The following is a 12,460-nucleotide window of genomic DNA, read 5'->3' on the forward strand; positions in this document are numbered from 1 at the left end:
ATCGCCGATGGTAGTGTGGGGTTTCCCCATGTGAGAGTAGGTCATCGTCAAGATTGAATTCCGAAACCCCTGTCTGCTAACGCAGACAGGGGTTTTGTCGTTCTGGGCTCGCACGCTCAAAGAGTAATCAGCCTTCAAGCATGCGGGCAATGCTATCCAGCAACTGAAGCACTAATTCCCGCGCGTCGACACTCGGAGTTTTGGACTCGGGTAAATGGGCAATGCTTTCCGGGTAGGCGCGTTTGATTTTTCACGGCGCCAATGGTCGATCACCAGTCTACGGGTGAACGTTCACAGAAAGGCGCGGGGAATTTGCAACTGCCGTACGAACTATCTCTATTACAAAAAGACTGAGCAGGCGCCCTGGCACGCCGTTCGGCGGGTATCTGGCACGAATGCCGATCATTTCGTACAAACGCCTAAGATTTCTCCGTTTTGTGCCGACAGACTGATGAGACACGCGTGCACCAAAGTAGAGCGGCCCCAGAGCCCTGCCTGCGCGGTTACATGGAATGTTGCAACCCGGAACGCATCCCCACTTTTTGCATAAGAAGTCCCATGAAATGAATCTCAAATTCAGCCATAAAATCCTTCTGGCCGCCTCCGGCGTCGTGGTGCTGGCTTTTGCGTTGTTCACTTTGTACAACGACTATCTGCAGCGAAACACCATCCGCCAAAACCTTGAGTCGAGCGTCCAGCAGGCCGGTGACTTGACCGCCAGCAGCGTGCAGAACTGGATGAGCGGCCGTGTGCTGGTACTGGAAAACCTCGCGCAAAACGTCGCCCATCAAGGCGCCAATGCCGACCTCCCAGGGCTGGTCAATCAACCGGCCCTGACCTCGAACTTCCAGTTCACCTACGTGGGCCAGGCCAACGGCGTGTTTACTCAGCGCCCGGACGCGAAGATGCCTGACGGTTACGATCCGCGTCAGCGTCCCTGGTACAAACAAGCCGTGGCTGCCGACAAGACCATGCTGACCCCGCCTTACATGGCCGCCGTCGGTGGCCTGGTGGTGACCATCGCCCTGCCGGTGAAAAAGAACGGCGAGTTGCTCGGCGTGGTCGGTGGTGACCTGAGCCTGGAAACGCTGGTGAAGATCATCAACTCGGTGGATTTCGGTGGCATCGGCCACGCATTCCTGGTCAGCGCCGACGGTCAGGTGATCGTCAGCCCGGACAAAGACCAGGTGATGAAAAACCTGAAGGACATCTACCCGAACGCCGGGGTGCGCATCGAGAAAGGCAATCAGGAAGTCACCCTGAACAAGCAGGGCCGTATCCTTTCGTTCACGCCGGTCAGTGGTTTGCCGAATGCTGAGTGGTACATCGGTCTGTCGATCGACAAGGATAAGGCCTACGCACCACTCAGCCAGTTCCGCACTTCTGCGCTGATCGCGATGTTCATCGCCGTGACGGCCATTGCCGTGCTGCTGAGCCTGCTGATCAACGTGCTGATGCGTCCGCTAACTACCATGGGCCGTGCGATGCAGGACATCGCTCAAGGCGAGGGCGATTTGACTCGACGTCTGGCCGTGGAAAGCAAAGACGAATTCGGCGAGCTGGGCAGTTCTTTCAATCAGTTCGTGGAGCGAATTCACGCGTCGATTTCCGAAGTGTCGTCGGCCACCCGTCAGGTTCACGACCTGTCGCAACGGGTGATGGCTTCGTCCAACGCCTCGATCGTCGGTTCCGATGAGCAAAGCGCCCGCACCAACAGTGTGGCCGCGGCGATCAACCAGTTGGGCGCCGCTACCCAGGAAATCGCCCGCAACGCCGCCGATGCTTCCCAGCACGCCAGCGGTGCGAGCGAGCAGGCCGATGACGGTCGTCAGGTGGTGGAGAAAACCATTCTGGCGATGACCGAGTTGTCGCAGAAAATCAGCCTGTCCTGCACGCAGATCGAAACCCTGAACGCCAGCACCGACAACATCGGGCACATTTTGGATGTGATCAAAGGCATCTCCCAGCAGACCAACTTGCTCGCGCTCAACGCGGCCATCGAAGCGGCCCGTGCCGGTGAAGCCGGTCGTGGTTTTGCGGTGGTGGCGGACGAGGTGCGTAACCTCGCTCACCGTACTCAGGAATCGGCGGAGGAGATCCACAAGATGATCACCTCGCTGCAGATCGGTTCTCGTGAAGCGGTGACCACGATGAACGCCAGTCAGGTCTCCAGCGAACAGAGCGTCGAAGTGGCGAACCAGGCCGGTCTGCGACTGGTCAGCGTGACCCAGCGCATTGGCGAAATCGACGGGATGAACCAGTCGGTGGCCGCGGCGACCGAAGAGCAAACGGCGGTCGTGGAAACCCTCAACGTCGACGTTAACCAGATCAACCTGCTGAACCAGCAGAGCGTGGCCAACCTCAATGAAACGTTGAAGGATTGCGATGCGTTGTCCCTGCAGGCGAACAGGTTGAAGCAGTTGGTCGACAGCTTCAAAATCTGATCAAACGCTGTAAAAGAAGCCCGCTGTGGAGTCATCCACGGCGGGCTTTTTTATGCCTTACGCAAACAGCTTCAACACATTGTTCATCGAGTCATCAGCAAAGCCCTGCACGAAATCCTTGAACCCCGGCAGTGCCTCGGTGCCGCCCTGTGCGGGTTCGGCGATGATGGTCCAGGTCGCTCTGGATTTGCCCGCGCTCAGCGGTTCGACACTCATCGCCGCCCACAAATTGGCCACGCCCAAGGTGTTGTAAATCGTGGTCCAGGTCATGTTCAACGCTTGGTCATCCCGGGAGTTGAGTTGCTCGACCACCAGGTTGCCGTCCTTGAAGAATTTCTTGCGCAGGGACGACACGCCTTCGCCGGTCATTTCGATGTGCGACAGCGCCGGAATGAATTGATCGAAGCCGGCAAAGTTACCGACCACTGCCCAAACCTGCGCGGCATCCGCCGGCACTTCCACTGAAGACACGACGTGGCAGCCTTGAGGGTTTTTGATCAGGGTATTGGGTTGTAGGGTTTTCATGGTTTTGCTCCGGTTGAGTGAGTCAGATGAAGTTGATTTCTTTGAGGTAGTCGCAGCCGCGACGCAGCAGCGCCGGGGATTTTTCCGGGTAATGCGCACCCATCTGCCGCACGCCCGCCTGGGCGTTGGCGTGGCCGATCATGGAGATGTCGCCGATGTCTTCCTCGAAGCCGTTGAGGTAGAAACCGAGCACGCCGAACAGCGCGTTGTCGCTGTCGACCCGGCCCAGTTGCTGCTGCCAGTCGGCGACGCTGACCATGGAAAACTCCCGACCCGCCTCGCGAAATGATGCGACGTAGGCGTCCCAGCTCAGAGGCTCGGGGTTGTGCAGGTTGAACACCGCTTTTTCGGCTGAATAACGGCTGGCATGGAAGGCGATGAACCGTGAGAGAAAGTCCACCGGCATCAGGTCGAAATTCAGCGCGAACTCTGGCACCTGGCCGAGCTGGATCGAGCCTTTGAGCATCAGCATCAAGCGGTTTTTGTGCGGCTGGCAGACACCGGTGAGGCTGTTGAAACTGATGTTGCCGGGGCGATAAAGATTCACTCGTACGCCACGTTCGCGAGCCCGTTCGAGGATCCGCTCACCAACCCATTTGGACAGGTTGTAGCCGTTCTTGATGTAGATCGGTGGGGTCTTCGCTGCGGGCAATTCCAGCACCCGGCCATCGGCGGCTATCGTGCTGGAAGCCGAGAGCGTCGAGACGAAATTGAAGATCTTCTTGCTGCGCCCTTCGCACAACCGAAGGCACTCGAAAATCGGCTCGACGTTGTCCCGCGCCAGCGACTCGTAATCGAGTACATGATTGACGTTGGCGGCGTTGTGCACCAACGCGCCGAACTGCCGATCCAGCCGCTCGTAAACATCCGCTTCGAGCCCCAATGACGGACGCGTAATGTCCGCCGCATAAACCCGCACCCGGCTCAGGTCCAGATGTTCCAGACGGTTTTCTCGCAGCGCATGGGCAAACCGCTCGGCCGCCGATTGCCCACCACCATCGCGCACCAGGCACGCGACTTCGCTGGCGCCCCAGGCGAGCAACGCTTCGACGATGTGCACGCCGACAAAGCTGTTGGCGCCGGTAACGATCACCTTGTGCACATCGCCCATGCGGTTGACCGGCAACGGCTGGATATCCAGTTCGCGGAAGGCATCGGCCAAGGCCTTTTCGCTCAGTACTTCCTCGGTGCCGGAGCCACGCACCAAGGTCGCCAACTTGGCAATGGTCGGCAATTCGATGAAGCGGTTGATCGAGATGCTGCGCCCGAACTCTTCCCGCAACCGCAAGAGCATGCGCGACAGCAGGATTGAGTGGCCGCCCAGGTTGAAGAAACTTTCGTCGGTGGAAATATCGCTGGCCGGCAGCTCCAGCAGCTCGGCCCAGATCTCCAGCAGCAGCGCCTCGTCGGCACTGGCGGGCAAGCGCCGCAGCGTGTTTTCGGACACATTCACGGGCATTGCCAGCAGCGCCTTGCGGTCGACCTTGCCGTTGCTGGCGAACGGCATGCTTGGCAGTTCGGTCCAGGCGGTGGGCTGCATGTAATCCGGCAGAAACTGCATCGAGTGGGCTTTCAGCGCTTCGCGAGCGGTGCCGGGTTGATCCTCCTGAGGCTGCGCGAGGAACGCCAGAATCCGTCGATGGCTGTCGATAACCACTGCCACTTGGCGGTACAACTGACTGTCGCGCAGGCAGCGTTCGATCTCTTCTGGTTCGACCCGAAAGCCGCGAATCTTCACCTGATTGTCCCGCCGTCCGCACAGCTCGATGCCGTCGCGAGTCCACTTCGCCATGTCGCCGGTGCGGTAGGCGCGCAGGCTCTGGCCATTCGGCAGGCTCAGGTTCAGATAACGTTCGGTAGTCTGTTGCGGGTTGTTCAGGTAGCCCAGGCACACGCCCGGCCCGACGATGTACAACTCACCGACGGTCTGCTCGGCCACCGGTTGAAAATCCTCATCGAGAATCAGCACCTGACTGTTAGCAATAGGCGCGCCGAGGGTGCGGTTGCTGTCGCCGGTGCGCAGTTGCCGCGCGGTGATCAACACCGTCGCTTCGGTCGGGCCATAGAGGTTGTAGAGGTTGCCCTGACGGGTGAGCTGCTCAATGACGTAGGGTTCACAGACATCGCCGCCGGTCATCACGTGATCGAGGCACTGCAATTGATCCAGCGGCAGGATGCTCAACAACGCCGGCGGCAAAAAAGCGTGGCTCAGATGCTGATGGCGGATCAGCTCGACCAGTTGCAACGGATCGCGGCGCTGATCATCGCCGGGCACGATCAGCTCGGCGCCCTGGAGAAGGGTCGGGAAGATATCGATCAGCGACGAGTCGAAACTCAACGACGAAAACTGCAGCACCCGACTGTGCTCGCTCAATTGCACATAGTCGGCGTACCACGCGGTGAAGTGCGCGAGGTTGGCCTGGCTGAGCAACACGCCTTTGGGATGGCCGGTGGTGCCCGAGGTGTAGAGCGCCATGCATGGCGCGTCTGGATCGGGTCGTTGGCGCATCAAGGGTTGATCGAGATCCACGTCGCCGATGTCGATGCGGCTGATGTCGAGTGCAGGCATTTGCGCTGCGAGCGGGTGCTCACCGTCATGCAGCAGCAACACTGCCCCGGCGTTTTCCAAAATGTACTGCTGACGTTGCAGAGGATGGCTCGGTTCCAGCGGCAGGTACACCGCGCCACTGCCAAGAATCGCGAGAATCCCCGCGTACAACGCGCTGCATTTTGGCAGGCAGACCCCGATCACCAACGGTTCGTGATGCTGAGCGAGCAACGGCTGCAAACGTTGCTGGATGGCGCGGCTGTGGGCGTGCAAATGCCGATAGTTCAGGGACGCGCCGGCAATGTTCAGCGCGGGTCGTTCGGCACACTGGATGAAGCGCTGCTCCAGGCGCTCGATCATCGGGATTTGGCTGAGCTCCAGCAGCGCGGGCGTCGCCGTGAGATTGAGTCGATGGAAAAATGCGAGGTTCTCCAAGTAGAGCAAGTTTTCCACGTGCTCGAAGCGAGCGGGAGCAGCAGGGTCGGCCAGTAGAAAATAGTCGGCATCGCGGGAGTAACGGCTGACCAGCAGCGCCACGTGCTCGACCAGTTCCGCCACTGCTCGCAGGCGCAATGCCTGGCCGTTGCCCGAAGGTTCGTCGGTGATCGGCACGCGAGTGAACAGCGTCGAACCGTAGGTGCACAGCACATCCAGCGGCGGCAGGCCAGAAATCCCAGGCACACCGATACCCAGTTGCAGCGTCAGTCGCGGCACTTTGCCGAAGTCTTGAACCGGCAGGCTGGCGTCGTCGATCAGCAAATCAGCGTTGCCCAGCGGCTGCTCATCGACGGCAGTCAGGCGCGCCAGAGAATGACCATGTTGTTCAAGTTCCAGCGCCAGGTCGGTCAAGGCCTGGCTGTGTCCAATGAGCAGAATGTCGAGACGTCTCATGATGGGCTCCTCGTTAAACCAGGTAATCGCTGAGGGCGTCTTGCACGCACGGCGAATCAAGCAGCGAACTGCTGCGGAAAAACCGCACGATGTTGGCCACCAGCGGGTGATGACGATTGATCGGAAAGGCCAGCCCCGACACTTCGCTCTTCAGTGCGTGGCGTGCGCCATCGCTGATCTGCAAGGACTCGATCAGCCGGAAGTCGAACGACTTTTGGATGTCGTTGGTCAGGTAATGGCCAATGAACACCGGCAAGATCTGCGCGATGCATCGGCGGTCGTCATCGCTCGCGGTGTGCCAGTAGATGCGCACCAACCGCGCCCAAAACCCGGAGTGGCGACCTTCGTCGAGCAAGTGGTCGGCCATCAGGCCCTTGATCGACTGCTTGACCGTGTCGTCCTTGGCGAACGCCGCAACATCGCCGGTCACGGTGTTCTCTGCGATGGCCACGCAGATCAATTCCACGGCGCTGCGCAAGTGTTCCGGCGCAAGCGCCACGGCGGCTGGAATGGCTCGGCTGAGTTCGATTTCATCCGGCAGTTCGATGGGCGTGATGCCAGTCATGGCGACGGTCTGTTGCATGAAATCCATCGCCACCAGCGCGTGGTAGTCCTCGTCCACCACCACGGTCATGGCGTCGTAGCGGCAGGCGAACGGGAAGGCCACGGCGAAGCGATTCTTGGCGATGCTGCGAGCGGTCTTGTCGACGATCTCGGTTTCGAAAATCACCACGTCATTGATGAATTTGTAGAGCGTCTGCACCAGTGCAAAGTCGCGCTGCTCCGGGCATTCGCGCAGGAAGGTTTCGCTCAGCACCAACGGTTGGCGGCTCAACGGATAGATCAGCTTGTCGTCGTTCTCCAGCACACGCCGGGGGCGGGTACGGATGGTCGCGCGGCTTTCCCAGGCGTCGGCGAAGGATTGGTAGTCGGCGGCGTTCATGCATTCACCTCGGCAACCGGTTCGCTCATGCTCAGGCGCAGGCCGTCCCACAGGGCGATGCGACTTTCTACGGCGGCGATGGCACTGGCGTAGACGTCTTCCTCGCGTTGCGGATCGCCATCGACCAGCCGCGCGAGAAGTCTTTCCGCTGCCGGGCCGTGGTCTTCGGAGTCGACTTCGATGTGACGCTCAAGGTAGTAGCGAAAGGTCGGCGCCTGATCCAGACCAATGCCCCAATCATCGAGAATGCGTTGGAACATCTGCGGAATGACACTTTCCCGGCCATGCAGGAACACCGCCGCAACGCTATGCCCTGGCGCATGCAGCGCGGTGTGCAAGGTATGGCGCACGAACTGCGCGGCGGCCGGGTCGACGTCCACGCTTTGCAGCGCCACGTCATAGCTCACCCCCTCCTTTTGCAGTGTCACGAAGCGCTCGACCGCGACCGTGCTGGCACCGACTTCGCGCATTGCATCCAGGTACAACTCGAAATGGCTGTAGTGACCGTGTGCCGGACGATCATCGGACTCTTCACCCAGCACGATCTCGTTGATCAAGCGCGCTGCCTGCGGATCTCGGGGTGGTAGCCAGGGCAGCTGGACGCAGGTCAGTTCCTGCTGCAGGCGTTTGGTCAGTGACATGAAATCCCATACCGCAAACACATGGGTTTCCATGAAACGTTGCAATACCGACAGTGAGTTGATTTCGGAAAAGATCGGATGAGCGCTAAGTTCTGCTTTCTTCTGGTTGAGACGGTCTTTAGTTGGTTTCATGGGCGAGCCTATAAGTGAATTGGATATACCGTTGCGTTTTAATGAATAAGCGATCGTTAGTTAAAGCTTTCTGCTGGCGAGCGGAGGCCTCAAGCGAATTGATATGGGTAAGTTGTAATGCGTCGTTAAGTGACGGCCTGGCGCCGTTATTCAAGGCGGCGGAGAAAAACTAATACATGAATAAAGTGTCGGGCAAGTTATTTTTATATTATTTGAAAGTTTAACTTTCTCGCGCGCGACAAGTTCCAATAAAACTATTCGTTAGAGTTTTATTTGGATGTAGTTACTCCTTCCGGCTTATATAAGTCAGAATTGAAATGAAGAGTGAATGCCTCACTCGAAGCAACTTTCTAACTGAGTCGTTGAAGTGAATTGAGGGGTGGAAGTTGACTGGAATCAACGCCGGTTCTTCCTTTCCCGTGGCAAGACTCCTTCCGTAGGTTCTTGATGCGGGGACTGCTCCGCTCGTGCGGTGCGTCGCCCGTTCATTATTTGTTGGCAGCCCAAGAGTGAGCGTAAATCACGACAGCCGCTATCACCGGCGCGTCATCGACTTGGAGTCATTATTGGTCTTGAGAGGGATAAATCGAGGGCGGGGCTTGGGAGAGGGGCGCAGCGCAGCGCGGCAAGCGAGAACGAGCAGTTCGATCTGCTCGCCCAGGCTTGCCGGCGCGGTTTACTTGGAGGTTTTCTTGTTCAGCGCTTCGGGGCTGTTGAGGTAGCGTGTGATGACCTCGACGCCCCGGTTGAGGTGATGTTCGAGCAACTTCACCGAGCGTTCGACGTCCCGGTCTTCGACGGCCAGCAACAGCGCCCGGTGGTCTTCCTGGGACAGTTTGCCCAGGCCCATGGCTTCCAGGTTGAAGCGCAGGAAGCGCTCCTCTTCGTTCAATCCGTCTTCCACGAGCCTCAACAGCCGTTGGTTCGGCGCCTTGCTGTACAGCGCCATGTGGAAGAGCCGATTGAGCCGGCCGATTTCGGTGTAGTTGTTTTCCGTTTCCAGTTCGTCGATGTAGCGGGCAGCCTGTTCGAAGTCCTCATGATCGAGTAACGGGATCGACAGGCGCAGGGCTTCGGATTCCAGCAGGATCCGCAGCGAGTAAGTTTCGACGGCATCGCCCTGGACCAGCGGCGCGACGACCGCGCCTTTATGAGCGATCACGTTGAGCAACGCCTGGGCTTCGAGTTGGCGCAAGGCTTCGCGTACCGGCATGCGGCTGACACCGAAAAGATCGGCCAAATCTTGCTGACGCAGGGCGGTGCCGCAGGGAATGCGACCGTCGAGAATGGCCGAACGTAGGGTCTCTTCGATCACCGAGCGTGCCAAGTGAGCGGGAATCGGCCCGTTGACCTTGATGCTGTTCAGAGGATTGGGCTTCTGTGTCACAACTACGCACCCTGTTTGAGTGAAATAAATTTGGATCCAAGGGGACACTAGTGACTGCCTGACAGGTTGTCAAACGGACAAAAGGTCGCTCTGACGTGGCTGCGATGTCTTTTATGGCACCTGCCATACAAAGTTTAGCGCGCCAGCAGTGATCTCACCGTGCCATTGTCTTTTACCGGGCTAACCTGCACCATCGACCGATTTCCACTTGCCTGATCTGGATGCCTTGCATTGGCGGTTCGTTTCGCGATCCCTCGGACTTTGCGCTGGCTGTGCTGCGCGTTGCTGCTGGCCGGCGTTATGCTGGGCGGCCTGCATGCCGATTGGGATTTTTCGCTGATCAGCCGTCGCGCGCAGGCATTGTACGGGCCATTGGGCGAAGGACAGCCACGCATTGATGCCTGGCAGCACTTATTGGTCACGCAAAAGCAAGTTGGCGAGCTCGAACAGCTTAAAGTGGTCAACCAGTTCTTCAACAAGCAGATGCGATACGAGGAAGACATCGACCTGTGGCACGAGGTCGATTATTGGGAAACACCCATCGAGGCTCTTTGGAAGGGCGCCGGCGATTGCGAAGATTACGCGATCGCCAAGTATTTCAGCCTGCGTCATCTCGGTGTTGCCAGTGACAAGCTACGCATCACTTACGTCAAGGCCTTGCGCCTGAATCGGGTGCACATGGTGTTGACCTACTACTCGAGCCCCGAGGCTATGCCGCTGGTACTCGACAGCCTGATCGATGCGATCAAACCGGCCAGCCAGCGAACCGATTTGCTGCCGGTCTACTCGTTTAATGCCGAAGGGTTGTGGTTGCCGGGCGCCAAGGGCAACAAGAAAGTCGGTGACACCAAACGCCTGTCTCGTTGGCAGGATGTGTTGAAGAAAATGCAAGCCGAAGGTTTCCCGGTCGAGACGACTAACTAGGAGCACGCGCTCAGATGTCCTTGTTCAAACAGCTGTTGATCGCTATCTGTCTGTTCCTGGTGATCGCCTTCACCGGTAGCTTCGTGGTCAGCCTGGAAAGCTCGCGCACCCAATACGTCAACCAGCTGCGCTCCCACGCCCAGGACGCCGCGACCGCATTGGCACTGTCCCTGACGCCGAGCATTGACGACCCGGCGATGGTCGAATTGCTGGTCAGTTCGATCTTCGACAGCGGTTACTACGCGAGCATCCGCGTGGTCGACCTCAAGACCGATCAGACGATCGTCGAGCGCAGCGGCATTCCAGCGGTGAACAACGTGCCGGACTGGTTCGTCAAAATGATCGGGCTGGAAGCGGCCGGTGGTGATGCCCTCGTCAGCCGTGGCTGGGAGCAGGCGGCGCGGGTCGAGGTGGTCAGCCACCCGATGTTCGCGTTGGCCAAACTCTGGCAGAGCGCGCTGGGCAGTCTTGGCTGGTTGCTCATCTGCGGTGCGGTGAGCGCGGTGCTGGGCGCGCTGTTGTTGCGCCGGCAACTGAAGCCGCTGGATTACATGGTCAAGCAATCCCACGCCATCGCTCGCCGCGAATTCCTCAGCCTGCCGGAACTGCCGCGCACGCCCGAATTGCGCCGCGTGGTGCAGGCCATGAATCAGATGGTCGAGAAGCTCAAGGCGTTGTTTCAGGAGCAGGCCGTGCGCAGTGAAAAACTGCGGGCCGAGTCCTATCAGGACAACCTGACGGGGCTGGCCAACCGTCGCTATTTCGAAATGCAATTGAACGCCCGGGTAAGCAATCCGGAGCAGACGAGCTCCGGTTATTTGCTGCTATTGCGGGTCAGTGACCTGGCCGGATTGAACCAGCGGTTGGGCGGTCAACGCACTGACCAGTTGTTGATAGCGGTGGGCGAGCAGCTGTCCCGAGAGTGCGCCAAATACCCGGAAACCTTGAACCTCGTGACGCGGATTCGCGGCGGTGAGTTCGCCGTGCTGGCGCCGGGGCTGGTGCGCGAAGAAGCGCTGCAACTGGCGCAGAACCTCGACAGTGCCTTGGCGAGCCTGCACGCGACGGGCGCCACAGACGTGGCCTCGGTGGCCTCGATCGGGCTGGCGCCGTTTGTGTATGGCGACTCCCCGCAAGCGGTGCTCGGGCTGGGCGATCAGGCGTTGGCTCAGGCGGAAGGCCAGGGCGATTCGAGCTGGGTCTGCCTGGATCACAGCGCGTCGGCCAGCGTCGGCGACGACCATCATGCCTGGCATAAATTGCTGGATCAGGCATTGAGCCGGCAGCGTTTCGAGCTGTATTTCCAACCGGTGGTGGCCGCCCAGGACACGCAGTTGGTGCTGCATTACAAGGTGCTGTCGCGTTTGATCGACGACGAGGGCCAGACCATTCCCGCTGGGCGCTTCCTGCCGTGGCTCGAGCGCTTTGGCTGGACCGCGCGGCTTGATCGGCTGATGTTGGAGCGGGTGCTTGAGCAGATGGCCGATCATGAAGAGTCGCTGGCGCTGAACCTGTCATCAGCGACACTGGCCGATCCGCAGGCATTGAATAAAGTCTTCGAAATCCTGCGTCAGCATTCGGATCTCGGGGAGCGATTGACCCTGGAAATCGGTGAGGAGCAGTTGCCCGAGCAAGCCATGCTGGAGGAGCTGACGCGACGTCTGCACGAACTCGGGTTCTCCCTGAGCCTGCAACGCTTTGGCGGGCGCTTCAGCATGATCGGCAACCTGGCACGGCTTGGGTTGGCGTATCTGAAGATCGACGGCAGTTACATCCGGGCGATTGATCAGGAGAGCGACAAGCGCCTGTTCATCGAGGCGATTCAGCGGGCGGCGCACAGCATCGATTTGCCGTTGATTGCCGAGCGTGTCGAGACGGAGGGGGAGTTGATGGTGATTCGTGAGATGGGGTTGTACGGGGTTCAGGGGCAGTTGTTTGGTGAGCCAAAACCCTGGCGGTGAGGCTGCTGCCGTCATCGCGAGCAAGCTCGCTCCCACAGTGGATCAGCGGTGTTCACAGATCTTG

Annotated in this window: 8 protein-coding genes and 1 pseudogene; 3 read left to right on the forward strand and 6 right to left on the reverse strand. The window is 59.2% G+C overall.

Translation table 11 applies throughout. The annotated features are described in order from the left end of the window. Positions 1 to 130 precede the first annotated feature (130 nt). Positions 131 to 321: pseudogene (locus MO767_RS30260) on the reverse strand (RNA polymerase subunit sigma); the annotation flags it as partial. 242 nt (positions 322 to 563) lie between these two features. Here MO767_RS30260 and MO767_RS30265 point away from each other — a divergent pair. Then, positions 564 to 2,444: a methyl-accepting chemotaxis protein gene (locus MO767_RS30265; RefSeq protein WP_282483525.1), complete on the forward strand. Its 1,881-nt coding sequence runs from the start codon at positions 564 to 566 to the stop codon at positions 2,442 to 2,444. A gap of 57 nt (positions 2,445 to 2,501) precedes the next feature. On the opposite strand, the gene MO767_RS30270 is transcribed toward MO767_RS30265, so the two are convergent. The 5 genes from MO767_RS30270 to MO767_RS30290 form a co-directional block, all read right to left on the reverse strand. Then, positions 2,502 to 2,969: an SRPBCC family protein gene (locus MO767_RS30270; RefSeq protein WP_282483526.1), complete on the reverse strand. Its 468-nt coding sequence runs from the start codon at positions 2,967 to 2,969 to the stop codon at positions 2,502 to 2,504. Positions 2,970 to 2,991: 22 nt separating this feature from the next. Next, a complete protein-coding gene (locus tag MO767_RS30275) occupies positions 2,992 to 6,408 on the reverse strand; it encodes a non-ribosomal peptide synthetase (RefSeq protein ID WP_282483527.1) in 3,417 nt (1,138 codons plus the stop codon). 13 nt (positions 6,409 to 6,421) lie between these two features. Beyond that, positions 6,422 to 7,351, reverse strand: a complete 930-nt coding sequence (locus tag MO767_RS30280) for a diiron oxygenase (protein WP_282483528.1) — start codon at positions 7,349 to 7,351, stop codon at positions 6,422 to 6,424. Beyond that, positions 7,348 to 8,124, reverse strand: a complete 777-nt coding sequence (locus MO767_RS30285) for a DUF3050 domain-containing protein (RefSeq protein WP_282483529.1) — start codon at positions 8,122 to 8,124, stop codon at positions 7,348 to 7,350. Before MO767_RS30285 ends, MO767_RS30280 begins: the two co-directional genes overlap by 4 nt. 676 nt (positions 8,125 to 8,800) lie before the next feature. Then, positions 8,801 to 9,511, reverse strand: coding sequence for a GntR family transcriptional regulator (locus MO767_RS30290; protein ID WP_282483530.1), 711 nt, complete (start codon positions 9,509 to 9,511; stop codon positions 8,801 to 8,803). Between the two features lie 231 nt (positions 9,512 to 9,742). On the opposite strand from MO767_RS30290, the gene lapG reads away from it, so the two are divergent. Together lapG and lapD are read left to right on the forward strand one after the other, a co-directional pair. Beyond that, positions 9,743 to 10,435 (forward strand): cysteine protease LapG, encoded by a 693-nt coding sequence (gene lapG / locus MO767_RS30295; RefSeq protein WP_282483531.1) that lies wholly within the window; start codon positions 9,743 to 9,745, stop codon positions 10,433 to 10,435. 14 nt (positions 10,436 to 10,449) lie between these two features. After that, positions 10,450 to 12,396 carry a cyclic di-GMP receptor LapD gene (lapD, locus tag MO767_RS30300; RefSeq protein WP_282483532.1) on the forward strand — a complete coding sequence of 649 codons (1,947 nt, stop codon included), beginning with the start codon at positions 10,450 to 10,452 and terminating at the stop codon, positions 12,394 to 12,396. Positions 12,397 to 12,460 lie beyond the last annotated feature (64 nt).

Source organism: Pseudomonas sp. UYIF39, from assembly GCF_029963765.1.
Classification (GTDB): Bacteria; Pseudomonadota; Gammaproteobacteria; order Pseudomonadales; family Pseudomonadaceae; genus Aquipseudomonas.

Bases quoted from the DNA above. Each gene is read 5' to 3' on its own strand.
- MO767_RS30275 (WP_282483527.1), bottom strand. From the start codon at position 6,408: ATGAGACGTCTCGACATTCTGCTCATTGGACACAGCCAGGCCTTGACC.
- MO767_RS30280 (WP_282483528.1), bottom strand. From the start codon at position 7,351: ATGAACGCCGCCGACTACCAATCCTTCGCCGACGCCTGGGAAAGCCGC.
- MO767_RS30265 (WP_282483525.1), top strand. From the start codon at position 564: ATGAATCTCAAATTCAGCCATAAAATCCTTCTGGCCGCCTCCGGCGTC.
- MO767_RS30270 (WP_282483526.1), bottom strand. From the start codon at position 2,969: ATGAAAACCCTACAACCCAATACCCTGATCAAAAACCCTCAAGGCTGC.
- MO767_RS30285 (WP_282483529.1), bottom strand. From the start codon at position 8,124: ATGAAACCAACTAAAGACCGTCTCAACCAGAAGAAAGCAGAACTTAGC.
- lapD (WP_282483532.1), top strand. From the start codon at position 10,450: ATGTCCTTGTTCAAACAGCTGTTGATCGCTATCTGTCTGTTCCTGGTG.